The 23,808-nt window shown below is 49.0% G+C and carries 22 protein-coding genes and 1 other annotated feature (1 of these 23 only partly in view); of the genes, 6 read left to right on the forward strand and 16 right to left on the reverse strand.

Going from position 1 to position 23,808, the window contains the following annotated elements; translation table 11 throughout:
- Positions 1–40, reverse strand: a binding site (T-box leader) (it extends 223 nt beyond the left edge of the window).
- 39 nt (positions 41–79) lie between these two features.
- Complete coding sequence (locus BLQ82_RS24610; RefSeq protein WP_062522830.1) at positions 80–1,636, reverse strand: tetratricopeptide repeat protein; 1,557 nt, start codon at positions 1,634–1,636, stop codon at positions 80–82.
- Positions 1,637–1,815: 179 nt separating this feature from the next.
- Between BLQ82_RS24610 and BLQ82_RS24615 the strand changes: the two genes are divergently transcribed.
- Positions 1,816–2,982, forward strand: coding sequence for an oxalate decarboxylase family bicupin (locus BLQ82_RS24615; RefSeq protein ID WP_062522828.1), 1,167 nt, complete (start codon positions 1,816–1,818; stop codon positions 2,980–2,982).
- A 429-nt stretch (positions 2,983–3,411) separates the two neighbouring features.
- Positions 3,412–4,479 (forward strand): LLM class flavin-dependent oxidoreductase, encoded by a 1,068-nt coding sequence (locus BLQ82_RS24620; RefSeq protein ID WP_082722633.1) that lies wholly within the window; start codon positions 3,412–3,414, stop codon positions 4,477–4,479.
- 85 nt (positions 4,480–4,564) lie between these two features.
- Here BLQ82_RS24620 and BLQ82_RS24625 read toward each other — a convergent pair whose 3' ends face one another.
- From BLQ82_RS24625 to BLQ82_RS24645, 5 genes are all read right to left on the reverse strand, one after another.
- Positions 4,565–5,134, reverse strand: a complete 570-nt coding sequence (locus BLQ82_RS24625) for an RBBP9/YdeN family alpha/beta hydrolase (RefSeq protein WP_062522826.1) — start codon at positions 5,132–5,134, stop codon at positions 4,565–4,567.
- Between the two features lie 372 nt (positions 5,135–5,506).
- The gene (gene arsC / locus BLQ82_RS24630; protein WP_062522824.1) at positions 5,507–5,926 is read right to left on the reverse strand and encodes an arsenate reductase (thioredoxin); all 420 of its coding nucleotides are present in this window, start codon (positions 5,924–5,926) and stop codon (positions 5,507–5,509) included.
- Between the two features lie 21 nt (positions 5,927–5,947).
- Positions 5,948–7,237 (reverse strand): arsenical efflux pump membrane protein ArsB, encoded by a 1,290-nt coding sequence (locus BLQ82_RS24635; protein ID WP_062522822.1) that lies wholly within the window; start codon positions 7,235–7,237, stop codon positions 5,948–5,950.
- Between the two features lie 57 nt (positions 7,238–7,294).
- On the reverse strand, positions 7,295–7,648 hold the full coding sequence (locus BLQ82_RS24640; protein WP_244280990.1) for an ArsR/SmtB family transcription factor: 354 nt from the start codon (positions 7,646–7,648) through the stop codon (positions 7,295–7,297).
- A gap of 43 nt (positions 7,649–7,691) precedes the next feature.
- Positions 7,692–7,955, reverse strand: coding sequence for a PHP domain-containing protein (locus BLQ82_RS24645; protein ID WP_062522820.1), 264 nt, complete (start codon positions 7,953–7,955; stop codon positions 7,692–7,694).
- Between the two features lie 261 nt (positions 7,956–8,216).
- Between BLQ82_RS24645 and BLQ82_RS24650 the strand changes: the two genes are divergently transcribed.
- Complete coding sequence (locus BLQ82_RS24650; protein WP_062522818.1) at positions 8,217–9,083, forward strand: AraC family transcriptional regulator; 867 nt, start codon at positions 8,217–8,219, stop codon at positions 9,081–9,083.
- Positions 9,084–9,184: 101 nt separating this feature from the next.
- Here the strand turns inward: BLQ82_RS24650 and BLQ82_RS24655 are convergent, their stop codons facing one another.
- Positions 9,185–11,563 carry an ABC transporter ATP-binding protein/permease gene (locus BLQ82_RS24655; protein WP_062522816.1) on the reverse strand — a complete coding sequence of 793 codons (2,379 nt, stop codon included), beginning with the start codon at positions 11,561–11,563 and terminating at the stop codon, positions 9,185–9,187.
- Between the two features lie 196 nt (positions 11,564–11,759).
- Between BLQ82_RS24655 and BLQ82_RS24660 the strand changes: the two genes are divergently transcribed.
- Both BLQ82_RS24660 and BLQ82_RS24665 read left to right on the forward strand, forming a co-directional pair.
- Positions 11,760–12,434, forward strand: a complete 675-nt coding sequence (locus tag BLQ82_RS24660) for a response regulator transcription factor (protein WP_062522815.1) — start codon at positions 11,760–11,762, stop codon at positions 12,432–12,434.
- Positions 12,431–13,486 (forward strand): HAMP domain-containing sensor histidine kinase, encoded by a 1,056-nt coding sequence (locus BLQ82_RS24665; protein ID WP_062522813.1) that lies wholly within the window; start codon positions 12,431–12,433, stop codon positions 13,484–13,486. The genes BLQ82_RS24660 and BLQ82_RS24665 overlap by 4 nt, the downstream gene beginning before the upstream one ends.
- Here the strand turns inward: BLQ82_RS24665 and mraY are convergent.
- The 6 genes from mraY to BLQ82_RS24695 all read right to left on the reverse strand — a co-directional run bounded on the left by mraY (position 13,476) and on the right by BLQ82_RS24695 (position 19,287).
- Complete coding sequence (gene mraY, locus BLQ82_RS24670; protein WP_062522811.1) at positions 13,476–14,429, reverse strand: phospho-N-acetylmuramoyl-pentapeptide-transferase; 954 nt, start codon at positions 14,427–14,429, stop codon at positions 13,476–13,478. The genes BLQ82_RS24665 and mraY overlap by 11 nt on opposite strands.
- A gap of 33 nt (positions 14,430–14,462) precedes the next feature.
- Positions 14,463–15,260 (reverse strand): lipid II flippase Amj family protein, encoded by a 798-nt coding sequence (locus BLQ82_RS24675; RefSeq protein WP_062522809.1) that lies wholly within the window; start codon positions 15,258–15,260, stop codon positions 14,463–14,465.
- Positions 15,261–15,494: 234 nt separating this feature from the next.
- Positions 15,495–16,349 (reverse strand): carbohydrate ABC transporter permease, encoded by an 855-nt coding sequence (locus BLQ82_RS24680; RefSeq protein WP_062522807.1) that lies wholly within the window; start codon positions 16,347–16,349, stop codon positions 15,495–15,497.
- A 3-nt stretch (positions 16,350–16,352) separates the two neighbouring features.
- A complete protein-coding gene (locus BLQ82_RS24685) occupies positions 16,353–17,324 on the reverse strand; it encodes a carbohydrate ABC transporter permease (RefSeq protein WP_062522805.1) in 972 nt (323 codons plus the stop codon).
- A 60-nt stretch (positions 17,325–17,384) separates the two neighbouring features.
- Positions 17,385–18,797 (reverse strand): ABC transporter substrate-binding protein, encoded by a 1,413-nt coding sequence (locus BLQ82_RS24690; protein ID WP_082722631.1) that lies wholly within the window; start codon positions 18,795–18,797, stop codon positions 17,385–17,387.
- Between the two features lie 286 nt (positions 18,798–19,083).
- A complete protein-coding gene (locus BLQ82_RS24695; protein WP_062522803.1) occupies positions 19,084–19,287 on the reverse strand; it encodes a DUF3502 domain-containing protein in 204 nt (67 codons plus the stop codon).
- On the opposite strand from BLQ82_RS24695, the gene BLQ82_RS24700 reads away from it, so the two are divergent.
- Complete coding sequence (locus tag BLQ82_RS24700) at positions 19,267–19,899, forward strand: helix-turn-helix transcriptional regulator (RefSeq protein WP_062522801.1); 633 nt, start codon at positions 19,267–19,269, stop codon at positions 19,897–19,899. The genes BLQ82_RS24695 and BLQ82_RS24700 overlap by 21 nt on opposite strands.
- Before the next feature lie 256 nt (positions 19,900–20,155).
- On the opposite strand, the gene BLQ82_RS24705 is transcribed toward BLQ82_RS24700, so the two are convergent.
- The 3 genes from BLQ82_RS24705 to glmS all read right to left on the reverse strand — a co-directional run bounded on the left by BLQ82_RS24705 (position 20,156) and on the right by glmS (position 23,382).
- The gene (locus BLQ82_RS24705) at positions 20,156–20,374 is read right to left on the reverse strand and encodes a hypothetical protein (RefSeq protein WP_062522799.1); all 219 of its coding nucleotides are present in this window, start codon (positions 20,372–20,374) and stop codon (positions 20,156–20,158) included.
- 361 nt (positions 20,375–20,735) lie between these two features.
- Entirely contained in the window at positions 20,736–21,047 is a 312-nt protein-coding gene (locus BLQ82_RS24710) for a hypothetical protein (RefSeq protein WP_062522797.1), read from the reverse strand.
- A gap of 502 nt (positions 21,048–21,549) precedes the next feature.
- Positions 21,550–23,382, reverse strand: a complete 1,833-nt coding sequence (gene glmS / locus BLQ82_RS24715) for a glutamine--fructose-6-phosphate transaminase (isomerizing) (protein ID WP_062522795.1) — start codon at positions 23,380–23,382, stop codon at positions 21,550–21,552.
- Positions 23,383–23,808 lie beyond the last annotated feature (426 nt).

Genomic DNA, 23,808 nt, shown 5'->3' on the forward strand with positions numbered 1-23,808 from the left:
AAAGAATGGATATATCTACTCTTCTCATCATCGCGTTTCAATAACTTTACAAAAAAACAGGGCTGATGTAAAGACGGCATCAGTCTCCGCTGAGCGCCGCCAGCAGGTCCAGCGCTTCCTCATGCTCCGGCTCCAGCACCAGCGCCTGCCGGGTATACTCCAGCGCAGCTTCCAGATCCTCCAGTTCATAGCTGCAGATAGCCAGGCAATAGAGCACCGTGACGACCGGCTCATCCTCCGTCTCCTGCAGCGATTGCGTCAGAAACTGCCGCGAGTCTTCGTACAGTCCCATCTCGAACAGCAGCAGTCCGCTGTCCAGGGCGAGATCATATTTTTGCGGCATCGGATAAAAGCCTGTCCACATCCGGTCGATCCCCAGCTTCAAATCGAGAATCTCCTCGTCGCTGGCCTCTTCCAGCAGGCTGGAAATCCGCTCGGCACTCTGGATGAACAGCTCGGCATCATAGCCGCCCAGGCGCCAGAAGCCCAGAATCTGCTGCAGCCCGATGGTGTCATAGTTCTGGTCGATCCAGAGCTTCAGACTGAAGAAATCATCCGGTCCGAAACGTTCGATGAACCTGCGGTAGGCCAGGCGGGCCTGGACATGGCGCAGCGGCTCTTCCAGCATAAAGATGCAGCCCACGTTCAGGTTCTTGTAATGATGTTCGGTGAATGAAGCCAATGCGCCTTTTTGTTCAAAATAGCACACCAGCGCATGATAGTTCGCTGTAAGTGAGATGCTGCCATGATGGATCAGCTTCGGAGGCTCAGCAAATTCCCAGTTCTCCAGCCGGTGGTCACCCTTATCGGCGGTCAGCAGCAGGAAGCCCGCCCCGGACAGCGCACTCAGCCGCTCCATACATTCCAGCGCTGCCGCCGGAAAGAGCACATGCGAATCCTCAAGCTTGTCCTGATAGTACGCGATTACTTCACGGTACGGGTAAGACTTCTCTTCATAGCCTTCTGCCCGGCGGTAGTGATACTCGGGAATCAGATCCCTCAGCACCTCGGAGGGCCCCATCGTGTCTGATTGCTCCGGGTATTGCAGCGATACCTCGCATTCATATATTTTGCCTTCATCCACATAGAGCAGCTCCTGCGGGATACTGTCAAAAAAGTAGTTGGCGATCACCATCAGCGGCTGTGCCAGCGTCCCCGGTGTAATCACCTTTCCGCTCTCGGTCAGATGCAGCGCGGTATCCGCAACGGCATCGAAACGCGCAAAATCGAGGATGCCCTGCTCCACAAAAGGGATCAGGCCGGGATGCTGCTGCCAGCCGGTGATATTTTTCCACGGAAGATCGCTCATGACATAGGTAAACGGAGGCAGCGGCAGCCCTGCATAATCCATTAATTCAGACAGCTTCTGCAGCACATGGAACGCGAGGCGTCCGGCACCTGCACCCAGCTCCAGAATAATGACCGGCTCTGTGGTGTATCCCATCCCCGCCCGGTCCTGCAAAAACCCGAAGATCATCTCCGCATAGCCCGTCCCGATCATCGGATTGCTCGTAATATACTGCGGAACCTGGTCGTTTTTCCAGGCCTGCATCCCCAGCTCTTCATAATATTTGCGCTGCAGCTCCCAGATCGGGGCTTCGCTGAAGCGGTAGCGTATTGATCCGCTGTCTGTCATATGTGTATACCCTGCTCTCTATAATCTTCTGGTTAATGCTTCTCTTAGTACTCCATTATTAAGAATCCCTCTTCGGGCGGTCTCTGTCAATTACTGATTTGCAATTGCGGGCATCTTCATACGGCCTTCCGGCATATATTCTCTAATGAGCAATTGCGATCAGGAAAGGAGCCAGACCCATGGAATCCCCGGAACATGGTTCAGCCAAAAAAGCAGGCATCCCCCAGCCGATCCGCAGTGACGGCGCAGGCAACGTAGACCTTGGCCCCCGCGATGTGATGCGGGACCGGGAGAACCCGGATATGTTCATCCCTCCGGTTACCGACAATGGACTCATTCCCAATCTGAAATTCTCTTTCTCCGACGCCCATATGCAGCTCAATCACGGCGGCTGGTCCAGAGAGGTAACGGTTAGAGAATTGCCCGTTGCCACCACACTCGCGGCAGTTAATATGAGCCTGACTCCAGGCGGCGTGCGGGAGCTGCACTGGCATCAGCAGGCCGAATGGTCCTATATGCTGCTTGGAAGCGCACGGATTACAGCGGTGGATCAGAACGGCCGGAACTTTATTGCCGATATCGGCCCGGGTGATCTGTGGTATTTCCCTCCGGGTATCCCCCATTCTATTCAAGGGCTCGCGGAGGGCTGCGAATTTCTGCTTGTTTTTGATGACGGCACATTCTCCGATCTCAATACCCTGTCCCTCTCCGACTGGTTCGCCCATACGCCGAAGGAGGTGCTGTCGGCCAATTTCGGGGTGCCGCCTTCAGCCTTTGACTACCTCCCGAAGGATCAGGTCTACATCTACCAGGACCAGGTCCCCGGCTCTCTGCAGAGTCAAAAGGTACAATCTCCCTTCGGTGAAATTCCGCTGAGCTTCAAGCACCGGCTGCTGGCCCAGCCTCCGCTGAAAACGCCGGGGGGAAGCGTGCGAATCGTTGACAGCTCGAATTTTCCCATCTCCAGAACGATAGCCGCAGCACTCGTCGAGATAGAACCGGGGGCGATGCGCGAGCTGCACTGGCATCCGAATAACGATGAGTGGCAATATTATCTGGCCGGAGAAGGCCGCATGACGGTCTTTGGCGGCAGCGGTGCAGCCCGCACCTTCAATTACAGGGCCGGAGATGTCGGATATGTCCCTTTTGCCTTCGGACATTATATCCAGAATACCGGCACGGAAACCCTGTGGTTCCTGGAAATGTTCAAAAGCGGCCGCTTTGCCGACGTTTCACTGAACCAGTGGATGGCGCTCACGCCTGAGGAGCTCGTCAGCAGCAACCTGAACGTGGGGCCGGAGCTGATGGATGCGCTGCGCAAGGTCAAATGGCCTGTGGTTACTTAGCCGGAATATGCCGGCCCCGAGCGTAAGGATTGAGGGAAGGCTTGTCATAGATCCCCGGGAAAAAATTCAGCAGCATAACTATTCAGGGTATGAAGTAATAACTGCGGCCACCCCCTCATAGTCTGTATTAGGGGAACGAAGCAGCTCCTTGGGAGAGGGGATGCGGTCCGAAGAGCCATCCTATACTTAAGGATTGGAGGCCGGACCCCTATGAGTACAGACCAGCTCATTGCCTTGCTCGTTCTTGTCATCATGATCGTACAGCTTGCCGTTGGCAAAAAAAAATCCTAACACAGCACTATTGCATCCGCCTGCTGCCCATACTTAATGGGTGGCGGGTATTTTTTATGATGTAATTCCACTTACTAAAGTTGAGAAACATTAAAAAGTATAGTAAGATAAAGATACGAAAAAAGGAGGCGGATAGAGATGGCCGAAATGGAAAACAGTATGGAAATAGGCATCAGCACATTTTTGGAGACTACCCCGGACCCGGTGACCGGCGAGGTCATCAGCCACGCCGAAAGACTGCGTGAAGCGGTAGAAGAAATTGTACTCGCCGATCAGGTGGGCCTTGACGTATATGGAATCGGGGAACATCACCGTGCGGATTACGCCGGCAGCGCACCTGCTGTTGTGCTTGCTGCCGCGGCAGCTATGACGAAGAAGATCCGGCTTACCAGTGCTGTTACTGTTTTGTCCTCGGATGATCCGGTACGCGTCTACCAAGCCTTCTCTACGCTGGACGGCCTCTCGGGCGGCCGGGCAGAAATTATGGCGGGCCGGGGCTCCTTTATCGAATCCTTCCCGCTCTTCGGCTACAGCCTGGATGATTATGACGAATTGTTCGAAGAGAAGCTGGAGCTGCTGCTGAAGATTAGAGCCTCGGAAAAGGTTACCTGGCCCGGAGGACATCGCCCGGCTATTAATAATCTCCCGGTCTATCCCCGCGCTGTCCAGGACCCGCTGCCGGTATGGATCGCCAGCGGCGGCAATCCCGAATCTGCGATCCGGGCAGGCATGCTCGGCCTCCCCATCGCCTTTGCTATTATCGGCGGTATGCCGGAGCGCTTCGCCCCGCTGGTCCAGCTCTACAAGGACGCTGCCGCCAAAGCCGGGCATAACCCCGACAAGCTTCAGATCGCCACACACTCGCATGGCTTTGTCGGTGAAACCACTGAACAGGCGGCTGCTTTGTTCTATCCGTCGACCATGGCCCAGATGAATGTGATCGGGCGCGAACGGGGCTGGGGACAAGCTTACAACCGGGCAACCTATGACGAGGCCCGCAGTCTGCGGGGCGCCCTGTATGTAGGCGATGCCGAATATGTCGCCGAGAAGATTCTGCTGCTGCGCAAGAATCTGGGTGTTACCCGCTTCTTCCTGCATGTGAATGTCGGCACCATGCCGCACCGCGAGGTCCTGCGTGCCATCGAGCTGCTGGGCACCAAGGTTGCCCCGATTGTGCGCCGGGAGCTTGCGAAGGGCGCATTGTAAGAAATAAACCAGACCGTAGAAAACAAGGGATGCTGCATCGCCATAAGGTTTACCTGTGGCGGTGCAGCATCCCTTGTTATATAGGTTACGGTAAAATGACTGAATTGCGAAGACACAGCTCCAGCATCATAGGCCAAGGACCATGACCGGATTCCACGTTGATATGGCCGCTGTTCGGGAGGATAAGATTGGGCAAGCCCAGTTTCATATATGGCACCGCATCTTCTACTGGGCAAAAGGGATCTGCCGAGGAATGAACGAACACCGTGCGCTCTGCGCCGCTTACCACTTCCTCCAGATTTACGGGAATCGGAAAAAAGCTTGCCACCTCTGCGAAATCTGTCGCTGGAGATACAGGAGATACCAGAATGGCCTGCTTCATAGTCCGGCGGGGAGCCGAGCATGCGTAATGGAACCATAGGATACAGGCCAGACTATGGGCAATCACGGTAACTTCCTCTTCTTCAGGAATGTCCGCAGTCACCTGCTCAAGCGTCTCCATCCAGTCTTGTCTTTGCGGCTGATCCTTCCCGGGGAACTCCGGATAATATACCGTTTCACCCCGTTCCAGCAGTTCCTGAGACAGCCAGGTCTGCCAATGATCTGGTCCGCTGCCCCCAAGTCCATACAGTATCAGAAAGCTTCTTTTTACCAAATTTGATCCATTCCCTTCATCTTCATCTGGGTAGTGGGGTCTACCTCAATTTATAAGAAGATAGTAAAGGCCTTTCATACCTTTGTAAACCCAAACAAGTGGAAACGGCTACGCCATCCTTGACTGAATCAATTTTTAGTTTGGCTATGCCTGGAGAACCCTTTATCCATCCTTCGGCAATTCTAAGTGGAAAAAGGGTAACTAATTCAGCTCATTTCGCCCCTGACAAGGTAATATGACCCAATTAAGTTCCCTTTTTCCACTTAGCATTGCTCACCTGCGTCTTGTGTTCGTGATAATTCGCCATTATCGTTCTCTCCTATTCTCTGACAGCAGTTGGTTTCCGCCACTTATAGTCAGTCCTTCACCCGGTTATTCGCCGGTATCCGCAAACCGCTTAATGCGCTCGCCCACTTGGTCGCGTACCCGCTGGAAGACCGCCCACTTCTCTTCATCCGTTCCCTGCGCTTTCGCCGGATCATCGAATCCCCAGTGCTCCCGTCTCACCTGTGGTGGTGTAACCGGGCATTTATCAGCAGCATCTCCGCATAATGTAATCACGAGGTCTGCGTTGTTAAGAAGCTTCGGATCAATAATATCCGAGGTTTGACCCGAGATATCAATGCCCACTTCATTCATAGCTTGTACGGCTTTTGGATTCAGACCATGGGCCTCTATTCCTGCGCTGTACACCTTCCATTCCTCGCTCAAGTATTTCTTGGCCCAGCCTTCGGCCATCTGGCTTCGGCAGGAGTTCCCTGTACACAAAAAGTAAATGATTTTCTTGTCCATAAGTTGCAATCTCCTTTGAGTTTAAAATAGGATCAAAGTTATATAGAGGCCAAGCAGCGTGATGAACAGTGTGGGAATGGTCAGAATAATGCCTGTTTTGAAATAGGTTCCCCAGGATATTTTCACCCCTTTTGTTGACAGCACATGCAGCCACAGCAGCGTTGCCAGTGAACCGATCGGTGTAATCTTCGGTCCCAGATCAGAGCCGATCACATTCGCATAGATTAGAGCTTCCTTGATCAGTCCAGAGGTATGCGTTGCATCGATCGCCAGCGCATCGATCATCACGGTTGGCATATTGTTCATTACTGAAGAGATAACAGCGGCAATAAAGCCCATCCCCACACTCGCAGCAAACAGCCCATGATCGGCTACAGCCTGAATCACATCGGCAAGGACGTCCGTCAGACCTGCATTCCGCAGACCATACACGACAACATACATGCCAATGGAAAAGAACACAATCGCCCATGGCGCACCCCTCACTATTTCCATAGCAAGCACATTAGGGCTTCTTCTAGCCATCAGCAGAAAAAAGATTGCGACAACCCCGGCCACGGCCGACACCGGAATGTCCAGGAATTCACTGACGAAATATCCGGCCAGCAGAACCGCAAGCACAATCCAGGATAGCTTGAACATCTGCTTATCTTTAAGAGCCTCTTCCGGTTTTTTCAGCGGTGAGCTGTCAAAGGTCCTCGGGATGCTTTTTCTGAAAAAGAGATACAGCACCAGAATACTTGCCCCCAAAGAGAACAGGGTAGGTATCAGCATACGGCCTGCGTATTCCATAAAGGTCACCCCGAAAAAATCCGCCGATACGATATTCACCAGATTACTGACAACAAGCGGCAATGAAGTGGTATCCGCAATGAATCCTCCGGCAATGATGAACGGAAAAACCTTCTTCTCATCAAAATTCAGCGCACGGACCATAGCCAGCACAATCGGGGTTAGGATGAGCGCCGCACCGTCGTTGGCAAAAAACGCGGCCACCACTGCCCCAAGAAGTGTGATGAAGAAGAACATCCGGGTACCACTCCCGCGTGCGGCTCTGGCCACATGCAAAGCAGCCCATTCGAAGAAACCAATTTTATCGAGGATTAAGGAAATCAGAATGATCGCGACAAAGGCCAATGTGGCATTCCAGACGATCAGGGTGACATCGATAACATCGCTAAAGCGGACTACACCGGCAAGCAAAGCGAGTATCGCCCCGCCGCAGGCAGACCATCCGATGGATAGATTCTTGGGCTGCCAAATGACAAATACCAGCGTTACAACAAAAATAAGACCTGCTAAAATTCCCAAAAGCTAACCTCCAGTGTACATCCGGACTTCATCCGGGCCTCTCAAAAAACGTCTGGATTAATGCAATATTTCGCAGCAAGCCGTCACCTGCGTTTTATTCAGCATGGCCAGGATGGTGGAAGCATCCGGTGTGAGCTGAAGCACGGCCTGGATATGGGGTTTGTCCGCAACGTTAAGAGAATAGTGCACCCATTGGCCCCTCTTCTGTTCCTTGACGATGCCTTTGCTTCTTAATTTCCGCAGATGCTGGCTGATGGCAGGCTGGGAGATGTCAAAAATCTCCACAAACTCGCATACGCACCATTCCCGTTCCTTTAATAGAGACAACATCAAGAGACGCGTTCTATCACCTAACAGCTTCAGGTCATCAGCGAGCCCGGACATATCTGCACTGACAGTAGTTTCCTCCATGACAGTCTCTCCATCCCCAGACATATAAGCCTGTGCTTATATACTAAACAAGGTTTTCAAAATTGGCAATCCTCAAATAAATATTGCAGCTTGCATAAATGCTGATTCCGCCAAAATCATGAATCGACCCGATCACGTAGTCGAAGGGGTAGCCGGCAATAATCTCACGGTACAGTTCCAAAGATTGAGGCAGGAAATCCGCCTCGATTCCGAGCATCACTGCGATCCGGCCGGCAAATTCCTTTTTTAGTGCAAGCACTTCAGCGATATAGGCGGGAAATTCGCTTTTGGCCGAATGTCCCTCCAATAATAGGTATAAATCCAAGCCATCAGCCTTTGGTTTCATTCACAGAAAAGTTTTAAAGTTTACATAGAACTAACACAAAAAGCGACATTTTATTGCAAACTTATAAACACACCCCCTTTTCTTTACTACTCCCTCTCTCTTATCCTTATCATATCGATAAATAATATGAATTTAAGCACATTCATAGTTCTTTTTTATTGTTTTTCTACATATATTACTGTTAAGATAGTTGACACAAGCGTATGTTTGGAGGGATTTGGCATGGAGACCCAGTTTTATGAAGCGCAAAATTTCGACATTAGCCGCGAGCGGAAGCATCAGTCCAGCATGCCTGCACGGCATTACCATAACGGCTATGAAATTTTTTATCTGGTTTCAGGGGATGTCTGCTATTTCATTGAGGATAAAGCGTATCAGGTGGTTGGCGGGGTTCTCCTGCTGATAGACATGAATGAGATTCATAAGCTTGTCAATGCAAGCGGAGAGTCCTTTGAGCGGATTACGCTTGTGTTCAAGCGTGAATTCATGGAGGATTTGTTTCCTGACCACAATAATTTCGATGTGCTCTCCAGCTTTTCGCGGAAAGGGCATCTGCTGCGCTTCAGCGGTGCGGAACAAAGTGCAATCGAGCGTTTGTTCGACAAAATGGTCGCTGAGTTCAACAACAAACCGCCCGGCTATGAATTTTATCTGAAAACCCTGATGTTCGAGCTGCTGATCTTCATTTACCGTCATCAGGAAACCTCTCCGCGCGGAGCCACCCAGGAGACCGGCATCGTTAATAAAAAGATTTTTGAGGTGGTCGATTATTTGAACCGCCATTACGACCAGCGCCATTCGGTCAATGACATCGCCAAACGCTTCTATATAAGCCCGTCCTATTTCTGCAAAACCTTCCGTGACAGCACCGGCTTTACCTTCACCGAGTATTTGAACAATGTCCGCATCAAGGAAGCGCGTGCCCTGCTGGTGGGTACCGGCCTGAAGGTATCCCAGATCGCCGAGAAGATCGGCTTCGACAACATGACCCACTTTGGGCGTGTATTCAAGGAAATCACCGGCCTTTCACCGCTGAAATACCGCCAGACCTACCGGCACATTGAACAGCTTAGTTGTGGTGTGAAATAGGAAAATCATGAAAACGTTGAATGATAAAAATAGACCCCCCGCGCAGCAAGGCTTCGCGGGGGTTTTGATCTTAATATTTTTTTGGATTAACAGTTTATCCCTTACTCACTGCGCAGGGCTGTAACCGGATCTTTCTTCGCGGCCATCTTGGCCGGGATGAATCCGCCGATCATCGTAAGGCCTACACTGATCACACCCAGAATAAGCGCATGCAGCGGATTGAGCTGGGCGACATTTGACAGCTCCGTCAGATTATAGAGTATGGCATTAACCGGAAAAGTGAGCAGGTAGGTAATGCCAATCCCCAGAATACCCGAGCAGGCCCCGATAATAAAGGTTTCGGCATTGAATACCCGTGTAATATCCTTCTTACGGGCACCCAGCGCTCGAAGCACGCCAATCTCCTTTGTCCGCTCCATGACGGAAATATAGGTGATAATCCCGATCATGATCAGTGACACCACCAGGGAAATCGCAGCAAATGCAATCAGCACCATGGTAATTCCGTCCATAATGCCACCGGAGATGTTGGTCACGATAGCCGCCAAATCGGTATATTCTACCTGATCCTTTGTATCACGGCCTTCATTCCATTTGTCCAGATAAGCAGTGACCGATTCCTTGGCGCTGAAATCAATCGGATACAGCGAGACCGAGCTAGGAATGTCTGTTGCCCCCAGGGAGGCCAGCACTTCCTCTTTAGTCAAGGAAGCCGCACCTCCTGCTGCACCCGCACCAGGGCCCATCATCCCCATCGGCCTTGCACTGGCTCCGCCTGCGCCGCTGCCTGCGACACCATCGGACAACGCTTGGCCGGTCAGCACATTGAAGTCTGCTTTTTCCTGCGCCAGAACAATTTCCGATTTCTGCGCATCCGCTATAAATGAAGCGGCTAGCTCATCCGAATAGGCAATGCCCGGAGACAGCGTAGATATGCTTGAACCTTCCTGGCCCCGCAGTACCCCAACGATATTCAGAGTTACTGCTCTGGGGTTGTTATAGAGGTCCATTACATTCGCAGCTGTTCCGTTTACAGCAAACTGCCCGCCGTTTTTGCGGTAATAGTCATTGTTCATCACGAGCTTCAGTTGTTTACCAATAAGATCTCCCAGATCGATGCTGTCCGCTTTATAATCCAGCCCCAGGGCATCGACCGCAGCATCGGTCAGACGGTTATATTCATCCAAGATGAGCACGACATCCGTCGGCTTGGCAGGGAAGGTTCCTTCCAGCACATCATAATATTGCTCCAGATAGCTCCCCGCCTCACTTCCCTGTTTGCTGGGATATGCGGTGAAGCCGATATTGCTTTTATCCAGCGCAGCCGCCTTTTCACCATCCGAAACCAGTACATTCATATTCACGGTGCGGGTATAGGAAATACCATCAATAAGCTCCGGGTCAATCTGATTCAAATACCCGATATATTCTTTGGTGAGCACATTTGTATGCTGTGATGAATTCTCGCTGGGATCATAGGGGTATAGCTTTTTCTCTTTGGGGTACGAGGGAAGCTCAGACTTTCCGTTGGCTGGCGGTCCCAATTCAACATTTATTGGCTTCTGAGTAATTTGGATCGGAAAGTTCGAGAGCGCCCCCGTTTCATAGGTGCTGATCTGCTTATCGAATCCGTTCGACAAGGACAGGATCAAGGCAATGCCAATGATGCCGATACTTGAGGCAAAAGCGGTCAGGCCCGTCCGCCACTTCTTGGTCGCGATATTTTTCCCGGATAATTTCAGGGCAGTGAAAAAGCTCATGCTGGTTTCCTTCAGCTTATAAGAGCTTGAGGTCTTCTGATTCGCCAGCGGATTGCTGTCCGATACGGCATGGCCGTCCGAGAAACGAATGACACGGTCCGCATAGCTCTCAGCCAGCTCCGGGTTGTGGGTAACCATGATGACCAGCTTATCCTCCGCAATGGTTTGGATCAGCTCCATGATCTGCTCACTGGTTTCGGAATCCAGCGCCCCCGTCGGCTCATCCGCAAGAATAATATCGGGATTGTTGGCCAGGGCGCGGGCAATCGCTACCCGCTGCATCTGTCCGCCGGAGAGCTGGTTCGGCTTTTTATGGACATGCTCCTTGAGTCCGACCTTCTCCAGGACTTCAAGCGCCTTGCGGTGCTTCTCGGCTGAGGTTACCCCGCTGAGCGTCATTCCCATCTCCACATTATCCGTGATGCTCAGGTGCGAAATCAGATTATAGCTTTGAAAAATAAAGCCGACACTATTATTGCGGTACGCATCCCAATCGGCGTCTTTGAAGTGCTCCGTTGACTGGCCGTTGATAATCAGCTCTCCGCTGTCATACTGATCCAGTCCGCCGATAATATTCAGCAGTGTTGTTTTGCCCGACCCGCTTTGGCCCAAAATCGCAACAAATTCGCTTTCCCTGAAATTCAGATTCACTTTATCCAGTGCAACCTGCGTGAAGTCTCCGGTCTTATAGCTCTTGGTGATGTTTTTTAATTGCAGCATCTTCTCAGTCTCCTTTTCTATCCCTGAACTCTTTGCTCTCTATAATCTCTCTCTGTTCTTGTCTTGCTGGCCCCAGTATAAGCACCAAATATAAACTAAACCTCAACTTCGGCAGTTGAGATTCACTTGATGTTCATGAGGTATACTTAAGTAATCTATATACTGAACCCTATGAAGCCCCCCGGGAGGAAACCTCATGTTTAATATTCTTGTAGTTGAGGATGACAGCAAATTACGGCAGCTCTTCTGTACAGTCCTGACCAAAAACGGATACCGGGCAATCCCGGCAGTTAACGGCGAGGATGCCCTTACGGCATTGGATAAGGAATTTATTGATTTGATGATCTGCGATATTATGATGCCGCAAATGGATGGCTACGAGCTGACGCGGACACTCAGAGACAATAACAATAATCTTCCGGTTCTTATGGTGACTGCACGGGAGACCTTTGCCGACAAACAACAGGGCTTTCTCGTTGGAATCGACGATTATATGGTGAAGCCGATTAATGTAAATGAAATGCTTCTGCGTGTCGGGGCGCTGCTGCGGCGTGCCAAGATTATCAGCGAACGCCGGATTGAATGCGGAGGAACCGTGCTGGATTATGACTCCCTGACCGTCAACCAGGGACAGGAAAGCATCCTTCTTCCGCAAAAGGAATTTTATTTACTCTATAAACTAATCTCCTATCCGAACAAAATCTTTACTAAACAGCAGCTGATGGATGAAATATGGGGAATGGATACGGAATCTGACGAGCATACGGTGGTAGTCCATATTAACCGCTTGCGCGAGCGTTTCAGGGAGAGCACTGACTTTGAAATTGTCACCGTAAGAGGACTCGGCTATAAGGCGGTGAAGCTGGGATGAGGATAAGGCGCTCTAAAAGCAGAGGTTTGTGGTGGTATTTTGTATCGTTGGTATTTGTAATTGTTGTGTCCTTCCTTTTAGTCATGGCGATCTTGGCTTATCTATATATCCGTCTGGGCAACGATGCCATGCAGCATAGAAATCCTTTCCCGCCGGTCCTGACCATTATATTATTCAGCCTCGTCATCGGGACGACGATCACTGTGACCGTAGGCCGGAAAATATTAGCTCCTATCGCGGAACTGATTAAAGCAGCCAAGGAAGTCTCCAAAGGCAACTTCGAGATTCATTTGGATGAATCCCACCGGGTGGGCGAAATCAGCGACGCCGCTCACCACTTCAATATTATGGTTCAGGAGCTGCGCAGCATCGAGACGCTCCGTAATGATTTTGTAGTCAATGTGTCCCACGAGTTCAAGACGCCCCTTGCGGCGATCGAGGGGTATGCCACCCTTTTGCAGGATGACAGCCTAAGCAAAGAAGAGCATGACGAATACACCGGGATGATTATCGACAGCGCCCGGCAATTATCCACCCTGTCCGGCAATATCCTCAAAATATCCAAGCTCGAAAACCAGGAACTGCTCACAGAACAAACGGAGTACCGCTTGGATGAGCAGCTCCGGCAGGCTCTATTATTGCTGGAACCGGCTTGGGGGCCGAAGCAGCTGAGCCTTAACCTTGATCTTGGGGAGCTGCGCTATTACGGAAATGAAGAGCTGATGATGCAGGTATGGCTCAACATACTCGGCAATGCGGTCAAATTTACGCCGGAGGGCGGAGAAATTTCGGTTTCTCTCCGGCCCGGCCCCCCATGGATTACGGCGGTTATCTCAGATACAGGAATAGGAATGGCCCCGAAGGTCCGCAAGCATATTTTCGAGAAGTTCTACCAGGGCGATCCCGCCCGCTCTGCCGAAGGCAACGGCCTTGGCCTGCCCCTGGTCAGCCGCATTATCAGCTTGAGCGGAGGCACGGTCGAGGTCAGCAGCGAGCCGGGGGTGGGGTCGGCTTTTACGATTAAGCTGCCTGGGCCAGCGCTTAATTCATAAGATATTTCCAGATCAACCAGCAGAACAGTACGGATACCCATGAAATGAAACCAAAAATCATCACGATTCTATTTTCACTCCATCCGTACTTCAGGCTGAAATGGTAATGGACCGGGGCCATCCGGAACAGCCGCAATTTTGTCCGTTTGTACCACCACACCTGCAAAATGACCGACAGTTGCTCTGCCAAATAGGCGAAAAACAGTATTGGAATCAAAACCTCGATCTTCTCAATGATGGCTAAAACGGAAAGGGAGCCTCCTATCGCCAGTGATCCCGTATCGCCCATAAACACTTTTGCCGGGTAGATGTTGTACAGGAAAAGCCCAAGCAGACAGCCGATCATGACGAGTGAAAATGCCTGCACTTCAGGTTTGTCCGAAATCATGAAAAAGAAAAAATACGTCGGAACGGCCACATTGATCAGCAGCCCGTCAAGACCGTCCGTAAAATTAATGGCATTCGCCGAGCCGACCACGAACAGCAGCATGACTGCAACATACAGATATACAGGCAAGTGCAAGTGGTAACCTTGAAATAACGCAATATCGCTCGTCAAGCCAAACGAATGGAGTAATACATACAAAATGGTTCCAGTAAAAATAAATTGAAGCACCAGCTTCATGCGGCCGGAGATGCCGGACGGGTTTTGCCAGAAGGCCTTTTTGAAATCATCCAAAAATCCGACCGAGCTGAATAGCAAAAATGTAACGCATAAGAGCAACATTAGACGCCCGGGTCGAAAATGCAGCGAAATCGCTATCCCGATAAGCAGGGTCAGCCCTGCCATAAGCGGTGTACCTCGTTTGGCCTGATGATCCGCCGGAAGCTCGGCGCGAATTGGCTGCGTTAGCCTCAGCCTGCGCAGCGTCCAGATCAACAACGGTGTAAATACGGCCACCAGAAAGAAAGACAGGCCAGACATAGCCATAATTCCGTACATATGAAGAACTCCTCTTCTTTATGCTTCTAGTCATTATAGTACTGATACCATCCATTTAATCCAATAAGCAGCCGGCTCCAGCAATACCTGTGCAAGAACAGTTCCAACTAGTCGGGACACCATTATAAGCCCAAAAACCTTATTAAGTGTAGCGACCTTACGTTCTCCTCTTAGAACTTTATCGGTAATTAAACCAATTTGCGGATCAATGAGTATGGTAAGTAAAATAGTCGCCATCCCATTTATTAGACCAGAAGATTGTGAGGCGGTAGTCGAGTATTCTGTGGTTAATGTTGAAGCAAGTAGAGCTGCTAACACACCAATTGTGTAGATTGCGGTTACCAAACAATTCAGAACCACCAACCTTTTGGGTATACCTCCAATCCTCAGCCGTGACAGCATCGATAATTTGGGAAAACGCAAATGATATCGTGCATTATTTATCTTTTGAAAAGAAACCGAAGAACGAATCATTTGTGGTATAGATCCTGCCACTTCTAAATGAGATATTATTCTCGAAGAGAGTAATACAGCTGATGGGAACAGTAATAAAGCTGTAAATGTCCCTAAGACAGCAGCACCGATAATAATCCGAAACTGATCAATTAGATGATAATCTTCATTATGTTTTGCGTAGTCTAGAATTTTGCCGGTAAGTAGGGCCTGGACCATGTTAGCTGTTCTTGAAATGAGCAGTATAATCCCCGATAAGGACATAGCAACCGCTAATTTCCCTAAACGTACACCAGCTAATCGAAGGGAATATGTAAGCGTCTCGGAAAAATGAATAATAAAAGTAAATAAAGATACAAGTAATACTTGCTCTACCAATCGACCACCTCATACGCGTTCATAATGATAGTGAATAAAGCTATAAGTAAAATGATAAAGTAAAAAACCTTTCGATAAAGAGAAATTATTCTGTTTTTATTTCCTGTTTTCGACCCTCAACTTAACCGATGTTATTCTCAGTGTGACCCGCCACGGTTATGAACAGTATTATAGAAACGCAAATAAGGATGTCTCCGAAGCATTAGCTCCAAGACATCCTTAAGCGGAAAGGGATTATTCCTTAACGCCTCCCAGCGCCACGCCAGCGATAATGTACCGGGATAACAGGAAGTAAACCACAAACAGCGGCAAAGCCGTCAAGGCCAGCCCCATATAGATCGAGCCAAACTCCGTCTTATAAATATCGCCGCGCAGTAAGCTCACCATGACCGGCATCGTATACTTTTCTTTCTGTGTCAGTAAAATCAGCGGCATGAACAAATTGTTCCAATTGGCCACAAAGGCAAAGATGGCTTGTGTCGCCACGGCCGGCATCATCAGCGGCAGGATGATCCGGTTAAAGGTTTTGAATTCGCCGGACCCGTCTACGCGCGCTGCTTCTACGATCTCTATCGACAGCGTTGCGAGCAGGTATTGCCGCATGAAGAATACCACCGCCGGTGCTGCTATCGCAGGCAGAATCAGCGGAAGAAAGCTGTTTGTCCAATGTATTTTATACATGAACTGATAGAATCCGATGGCACTTGCCTGAGAAGGAATCATCATCACGCATAAGATAAAGGTAAAGAAAGGCTTACGCAGCTTCCAGTCATAGGTCACAAGCCCATAGGCCGCTAAGGACGAGAAGTAGACTGTTAAAATGGTTGCTGAACTGGAGATAATAAACGAATTCAGGAACCCTTGTATGGGATCGAAGCTCTTATCGAGCAGCACCCGCAGGTTGCTCATCATGTGGGTCGAAGGAAGCAGTGAAAGGCCGCTTTGGATTTCCGCTGTAGAGCGGGTAGCATTTACAAACATGATCCAAAAAGGGAGGATACTCAGCACCGCCAAAAAGATGCAGACAATATAGATAATTGTCTTGTTTATCTTTCGGGTAACGGTTCCGTTTTTATGATTGTGGTCCATCTGCTATACCTCCCTCACAGCTGCTGCTTTGGCAGATTTTTTATAGTTCTTTTCCGCTTTTTTCATTCTCCCCGCATCGCGGTCACGCATTAGATAGAACACCAATCCAGACAATATTGCCGCAATCACGAACATAATCATGCTCGCCGCTGCAGCACGGTTGTACATATAGCTTCCCTTGAACGCTTGACCGTAGATGAACATAGACGTGGTAAGCGTGGAGTCGTCCGGTCCGCCTGCAAGAAACAGCTGCGGAATATCGAACATGGTCAAACCGCCAATCATCGATGTAATCAGCGTGAACAGCAGAATGGTGCGGAGGCTCGGCAGCGTGATACGGAAAAAGGTTTGGAATCCGTTTGCGCCGTCAATCGCCGCTGACTCGAAGAGAGCGGGATTTATGCCCATAACGCCTGCGACAAGAATGATCATGGTGTTGCCGTACCACATCCAGAACTGGATGAACGCCACAATTCCCCGCGCTGTTGTCTTATCCTGCAGGAAGAAAATCGGAGCGTCGGACCATCCCAGCATTTCAAAAATACTGTTTATGGGACCCATCGGATAGGCAAACAAAGTGCTGAAAAGCACGGCGATTGTACCCGCTGTGATTATATTGGGCATATAGAGCAGAACCTTGAACGCACCTTGTCCCTTTATGTTGAGGCGCTTGTTCGTGAACCAGGCAGTGAGCAAAAGCGCCAGAACGATCTGAGGAATGAAGTTGACGATCCAGAGCAACCCAGTGTTGATTAGAGACTTCCGGAATGAGACATTATCAAAGAGGAGATCTTTGAAATTTTGAAAAGGGTTATCCATAATATGAATCGGTTTGGGTATCAATCCCTGCATATCGGTGAACCCGATGACTGCGGTGTATAAAATGGGATATAACGAGAAAATCAGAAATGCCAAGACAAACGGAAACGTAAAGATATAGCCGAATTTCGAGTAGTTCACACCTTTGCGGCGCATGTTTTCACCCCTTTAGTTATATGAAGGGACGGGATAACTCCCCGCCCCTTCGATTCTTTCTTATTCGCTATCGATACCAAGCTGGTCTTTGACCTGCTGCTTGAAGGTTTCAATTGCTTTGGCGCGGTCTTTGTTGCCCGCAGTATATTCGCGTACTTGCTCGCGCCATAGCTTGTTAATCGTTTCGTCGTATTGGGTCAAGTTCTTGCCTGAAGCGTTAGCGTTGGCCGGAACGAACACATCGAACATGTTCTGCCCGCCGAGCAGTGGAACTTCACCGTTGGACTTCGCCATGACGACAGAGGAGGCAACACTGTCCTTCGTGCCTTGCTCGCCCTCTTTCATTGTTCCGTTAGCCCAGTAATACTGGAGGCCGGTTTCGGAGGTATCGAGCGTCACCCACTTGATAAAGTCCGCAACAGCTTGTTTCTTGGCGTCGTCCTTGGTAACGTCTTTGTTAGCCAGCAACCAGGTGCCTCCCCAGAAGAAGCCTGTCGGCGGCTCGGTAACTGCCCAGTCCCCATTTGTGTCTTTTACTTGTCCGCTCATTGTATAGTTAATGAGCCAAGCGGGACCGAAGAAACCGAAGACCGGTTGGGCGCCCGAGCCGGACATATCTGCGTACCATGCTTCCGTCCAGTCCGTTGTATCGTTGTGATATCCGTTATCCTTCAGCTTCTTGGAGAGATCAAGGAACTCTTCGCGTTTCGGATCGATATGAAGCTTGCCATCGACAATCCAGCCTTTTTCAGAACTGTTCTCAATCGCGTGCCAAATATCGCCGTCTCCGGAAACGATGCCATACCCTTTGGCTTTTAGCTTCGCAGCTGCTTCGTAGAATTTCTCCCAGCCAGGTCCAACTTCATTCTTAATGGTAGCCGGATCGTCCGATCCAAAAACATCCTTGGCAATCGAACGCCGATAGATAAAGGCTCCGCCGGTCGCTTGATATCCAAGTCCTTTCAATTGACCGTCTTTGCTGCCGATGTCAACCGAGTATTGGGCAATGCCCGCATCCTTAACCATCTGATCGTCAAGGCCCAGGTCCGCATAGTTAGCAGCATAGCCGGATGCGTCGCCTTGCGTATATTTGAGGACAAACGCCGCTTCAGCTGCAAAAATATCCGGAGCATCTTTCCCGCCGGCAGCCAGGGCCTGGTCAAGCGCAGGCTGATAAGCGCCATCGGTTGTTGCAATAACCGTAGTTTTAAATTCCACATTAGCGTCGGGATGAGTTTCCATATATTTTTTACTCATGTTCGGAATCTCGTCCGTGAAGCTCCAGAGATTGATGGTGACCTTCGAGCCATCTCCCTTGGCTGGTGCCGCTGATGCGCTGGCCGAAGCTGCTGGAGCTTCACTTGGGCTGGATGAGTTGGAGTTAGAATTCGAGTTCCCGCCGCATGCTGTAAGAGCAGTTGTCATCACAAGCATAGTAGAGATCCCTGCTAAAACACGTTTCATACTTTTCATACTTTGCCTCCCCTTTATATTGATTCCTCGGTTTCGTGTAACCGCATACATAATTATAGAACCGATTGTCCGCAGGCATAAGGAACCGGTCATTGGGTAAAATTCCACTTTTATTGGATTTTGTTCTGTTCAAGAAAAAGACTACAAGTTCATGAATTGGACTATCACAAGAACTTGCGTCGTGAAAAGAACAACTGAGTCATCTTGATCAACTGCGGATAAGAAAAGCCGATCCTGCAAGCGGGGAAGCTTGCGAATCGGCTCTTGTGGATATCTGGCCTCGCTCTTACGATTTGTTTACCAAAAAAGCGTCAACCTGCTTCTCCAGCTCAATCTGGATTTTCTTGAGCACCGATTCACCTTCATCCTTGAACTTGGAGAAGTATTCGTCTGGATCAAGCGCTCCGTTGAACAACCCGTTATAATATTTCGCTTGAATGGTGGAAAACTGGGCCGGCCGGAGACCGCCGTGGCACTGCTGCGCCAGCATATGAAGCTCATTCAAGAGATGCCCTATCGCGACTGCAAGCTTTATTTGACTTATGTTACCTATGATCTGCTCAAGAACTTCTCAAAGTCCAACAGCCTGCAGGAAATTGGCAGTATCCATCATTTGCTCGACGCCTACAGCACCTTGGCCGAATTCCAGGCATGGATGGAAGATGTCGTAAGAGCGCTCGCATCCGAGTTTGATGTTCCAAAATCTCTAAGCCGCAAAGAAGAGCTCGTTCTAGAGATTAAAGATTATGTGGACAACCATCTGCAGGATGCGCAATTGTCAATCGAGCAGGTAGCTGACAATTTCTCTTTCTCGGTAAGCTATATCCGGCAGCTGTTCAAGGAGATCATGAACGTGTCGCTCGCCGAATACATGCTTCAGGAACGAATTGAGAGAGTGAAGGCAAAGCTTATCTCCAACCAGCTCTCTGTGATGGAGATCGCCGACCAATGCGGCTTCTTGTCCAAAGGACATTTTTTCGCTACATTCAAGAAATTCACAACTCTGACTCCCAAGCAGTACCGGGAAATTTACGAAAAAAATAAAAACAGCCCCAATGCAGAAAAACCATTCATCGGGACTGTTTCGACAAGTGCCAGCTGAAAATAAAGTATTAGACTGGATGACTGTACTCCGCGCATTTTTCGAATTGTAGTACAAAGCTGCCATAAAAAGCGATTCAGGCGCTCCCCATTCTAAAAACGAACGAGCTGCATCTTCTTAGTGCTGCCCTTTTCCACACTTTGGTGCAAAGAATTTTCATAGTAGCTTGATCAGTAAGGCCACTCCTCCAAGCAATCCAGGCTATATTTAAATTTGAATATCAAATTAGCTCGCATCACACGATTGAGGCCAGTGGTTACAATTCATCTAATGCCTCGTTGATTAAATCTCTTGCATCGTTGACTCTATTACGTGCGTCAAAGAGAGCAGCACGGCTGGCGTTGATAATTTGTCGTGCATCATTCAATTGTTGAAGTGCATTCTCAAGTTGTGTTCTTTGTCTTGCCTTATACGGCGGCTTTGCAGCTGCTCTTTTTTTGACCGGTGTTACTTTCCTTACTCCAACTTTCTTCATCTCATACACCCTTTCTTTATTAGCCTGCGTTTTTATTAAATGCAGTTTATAAAGAAAGAGATTGGGTAATTGACCCTGATGAAGAAGTTTAATTTTTGATTAGGCACCAGTCAACAAGTAGAAACGGCTACGCCGTCCTTATTAGGACAGTACCCGTTTCAGCGAGAAATAGAAGAATAATTCATAGCGTGAAGGATATAAGTTTATATTTTAAGAAAAACCTAGCCTTCGGCTGATCCTTCAATCCAGTATATGTAATTATTTCCAGTTATCTATCGGCAAGATCAAATTATTGACCGCGCTTCGTTTGGCTTGATAATTGGAAAGTTTATAAGTCCCAGTGCTTGCATATTGGTAAGAGCTACATTTGCAGCTTGTTCAATCCCTTTAAAAGAATGGTTATTTTTTGAATATCTCCGCCTCGATCAATATACGCAGACCACTTGGGAAAAACCTCCTTGAAGAATTCATTTCCTAAATCGGTTAAATAAGAGCTTCGCAGTTTCAAGTCGTCCTTGAGCGAACCATCCTCTTGGAAAGGTTCTATAACAATTAACTTGTGCTCTACTAAAAAATTCATTAGTACCGTTGTCATTGAAGTAACTTGCTGTCGATAAGACAAGCTTTTGCTTCTTTTTAACATCGTGGGATAACTGTATCTTAATATACTCACGCTTATCACCTCGGATTCGACCTACTGGTTATGACTATTCTAACGTATACACAAATTTCCAGTAAAATGAGGGGAATTCCCCGCCTATAAGTGGACCCAGACCTCTATATTTTGCTGCAAAGATCCGTTAATATATTTTCATATTTTCATTGTGACCTTCATCAAAGAAGATCTTTTTACTGAAGCATTATAGATTGTGTACGTGATCCATGGCAGCGTGTAGTGAACTACAAGCGATGGGAGCTTAACCAAGCATCGTCAGTCTAATACTTTATTTTCTCCTCACAGTAAAGCCTAATTTTATTTCGTGCTCCTATTTTCTCTTTGTAGGCATAAAAAAGCCGCTCAAAAATATGAGCGACTTAGCAAGCTAAAATGATTCAAAACAGAATTTACAATCTATTTTGTTAAGATACAAACATTATTGTTAAGTTACTCACATTAATGTCTAGTAACCAACTTTAATGTCATTCTACATAGGATTTTATTATACCTTAACCCCTTACTCCACCGTAACACTCTTCGCCAAATTCCGTGGTTTATCGACATCGTGGCCCAGGGCCAGTGAAGCGTAGTAGGCGAGCAATTGCAGCGTTACTACGGACAATGCAGCGGTCAGCAGCGGCAGAGTCTTAGGAATCACGAAGGCTTGATCGACGGATCTCAGCAGGTCGGTGACATGCTCTTCGTGTGTAATCGCCAAGACGTCTGCGCCGCGGGCTTTTACTTCCTTGATGTTGCTGACGGTTTTCTCCAGAACGGATTCCTGGGTGGCCAGGGCAATCACCGGAACGCCTTCTTCGATCAGCGCCAGGGTGCCGTGCTTCAATTCACCCGCAGCGTAAGCTTCAGAGTGAATATAGGAGATTTCTTTCAGCTTCAGCGAGCCTTCCTGAGCAACAGCGTAATCAACGCCGCGGCCAATGAAGAACAGGTGCTTATGCTCAGCGATCTGCTCAGCGTAGGTTTTAATCGCTTCTTTTTGCGCGAGAATTTGTTCTACCTGCTCTGGCAGGGATTGCATAGCGGCCAAAATCTCAGCGACCTGTGCTTCGCTCTGAGTACCGCGTACTTCTGCCAGATACAGACCAAGCAGCGTGAATGCGATAATCTGCGAAGTGTAGGCTTTGGTGGAAGCTACTGCAATTTCCGGTCCAGCCAGGGTCACCAGCACATCATTAGCTTCACGGGCAATGGAGCTGCCCACTACGTTAGTAATTGCCAGTACATGCGCACCATTCGCTTGGCCTTCACGCAGCGCTGCCAGAGTATCCGCAGTTTCACCGGATTGGCTGACTACGATAACCAAAGTTTCCGGTGTAACGATCGGCGAACGGTAACGGTACTCCGAAGCGATATCATTTTCTACAGGAATACGCACCAAGGACTCGATCAGATTACGTCCAACAAGACCGGCATTATAAGCCGTACCACAGGCAACGATCTGGATGTTGCGGATGTTCTTGATCTGCTCTTCAGTCAGGTTAAGCTCTGGCAGAATCACTTTGTTGCCTTCAGCATTTGTACGTCCACGCATAGTATCGCGGTATGCTTTTGGCTGCTCGTGGATTTCTTTCAGCATGAAATGCTCATAGCCGCCTTTTTCTGCGGTAACTGCATCCCAATCGACAGTAATCATTTCCCGAGAAATAAAGTTGCCTTCAATCGTCATCAATTCGACAGCATCCCGTGTCAGTACAGCCATTTCGCCGTCGTTCAAAATATATACGTTGCGGGTATACTCCAGCAAAGCGGGAATGTCGGACCCGATAAAGTTTTCGCCTTCACCCAGACCAATGATCAGCGGGCTTGCTTGACGCACAGCCACCAGTTTGTCGGGCTCATATTCAGTCAGAACTCCCAGTGCAAACGCACCGCGCATGAAGGTGATCGCTTTTTGTACAGCTTTTACGATATCACCATTATATTCACGGGCGATCAGGTGGGAAATAACCTCCGTATCCGTTTCGGAAGTAAAGTGGCATCCTCCGGCAATCAGTTCTTCCTTAAGGTCAAGGTAGTTCTCCACAATCCCGTTGTGTACGACCGAAAACTTCATACTCTCGTCGGTGTGCGGGTGGGAGTTCTCATCGGAAGGTTTACCATGCGTCGCCCAGCGTGTATGCCCGATTCCGGCGCTGCCGGTAAGTGGAGTAGCTTCCAGTCTGGATTCAAGGTTCGCCATACGGCCTTGTGCTTTTACAACCTGAAGGCCTTCTTTGGTAAATACGGCAATCCCTGCGGAATCATAACCGCGATACTCCAGCTTCTTCAATCCCTCTACCAAGATCCCCTGCGAATTCTGATTCCCGATATATCCTACAATACCACACATAATAATTTCCTCCGTCCAATTTATAGTGTGGGCGGCATAAGGAAAGAAACGTGCCGTGCGGCATGTTTTTGAGAAAAAGCAAATATTCTGTTGTATTTCAGGCTCACCAAGTTGTCACGATTACGCCATCCTTAAAAAAAGAACAGTATCCGTTTCCCTTGTGTCTATGTTCATGAAATGCACAGTCTTCTCCTCTGCCGCAGCAGAACGCTCTGTGTTTCTTTCCGTTATTGCGCGATCCCATGAAATGTATAACTTCTGCTTGCACCCACAGAAACGTTGTGTGAAAGGTCGCCCTCGCATTTTCCGTTTCCATTTACGGCTCTGGTGCATCACCGGGAGGTCCCCGCCGAACATTTCGAACACCTCCACCTCGTCAGCTTACATCTGCCGTGATCCGTTCAAGCCCTGCCCCTATCGGCAACT

The organism is Paenibacillus jilunlii, from assembly GCF_900102965.1.
Lineage (GTDB): Bacteria > Bacillota > Bacilli > Paenibacillales > Paenibacillaceae > Paenibacillus_AQ > Paenibacillus_AQ jilunlii.

Bases quoted from the DNA above. Each gene is read 5' to 3' on its own strand.
- BLQ82_RS24610 (WP_062522830.1), bottom strand. From the start codon at position 1,636: ATGACAGACAGCGGATCAATACGCTACCGCTTCAGCGAAGCCCCGATC.
- BLQ82_RS24615 (WP_062522828.1), top strand. From the start codon at position 1,816: ATGGAATCCCCGGAACATGGTTCAGCCAAAAAAGCAGGCATCCCCCAG.
- BLQ82_RS24620 (WP_082722633.1), top strand. From the start codon at position 3,412: ATGGCCGAAATGGAAAACAGTATGGAAATAGGCATCAGCACATTTTTG.
- arsC (WP_062522824.1), bottom strand. From the start codon at position 5,926: ATGGACAAGAAAATCATTTACTTTTTGTGTACAGGGAACTCCTGCCGA.
- BLQ82_RS24640 (WP_244280990.1), bottom strand. From the start codon at position 7,648: ATGGAGGAAACTACTGTCAGTGCAGATATGTCCGGGCTCGCTGATGAC.
- BLQ82_RS24650 (WP_062522818.1), top strand. From the start codon at position 8,217: ATGGAGACCCAGTTTTATGAAGCGCAAAATTTCGACATTAGCCGCGAG.
- BLQ82_RS24655 (WP_062522816.1), bottom strand. From the start codon at position 11,563: ATGCTGCAATTAAAAAACATCACCAAGAGCTATAAGACCGGAGACTTC.
- BLQ82_RS24660 (WP_062522815.1), top strand. From the start codon at position 11,760: ATGTTTAATATTCTTGTAGTTGAGGATGACAGCAAATTACGGCAGCTC.
- BLQ82_RS24665 (WP_062522813.1), top strand. From the start codon at position 12,431: ATGAGGATAAGGCGCTCTAAAAGCAGAGGTTTGTGGTGGTATTTTGTA.
- mraY (WP_062522811.1), bottom strand. From the start codon at position 14,429: ATGTACGGAATTATGGCTATGTCTGGCCTGTCTTTCTTTCTGGTGGCC.
- BLQ82_RS24680 (WP_062522807.1), bottom strand. From the start codon at position 16,349: ATGGACCACAATCATAAAAACGGAACCGTTACCCGAAAGATAAACAAG.
- BLQ82_RS24685 (WP_062522805.1), bottom strand. From the start codon at position 17,324: ATGCGCCGCAAAGGTGTGAACTACTCGAAATTCGGCTATATCTTTACG.
- BLQ82_RS24690 (WP_082722631.1), bottom strand. From the start codon at position 18,797: ATGAAAAGTATGAAACGTGTTTTAGCAGGGATCTCTACTATGCTTGTG.
- BLQ82_RS24695 (WP_062522803.1), bottom strand. From the start codon at position 19,287: ATGCTGGCGCAGCAGTGCCACGGCGGTCTCCGGCCGGCCCAGTTTTCC.
- BLQ82_RS24705 (WP_062522799.1), bottom strand. From the start codon at position 20,374: ATGAAGAAAGTTGGAGTAAGGAAAGTAACACCGGTCAAAAAAAGAGCA.
- glmS (WP_062522795.1), bottom strand. From the start codon at position 23,382: ATGTGTGGTATTGTAGGATATATCGGGAATCAGAATTCGCAGGGGATC.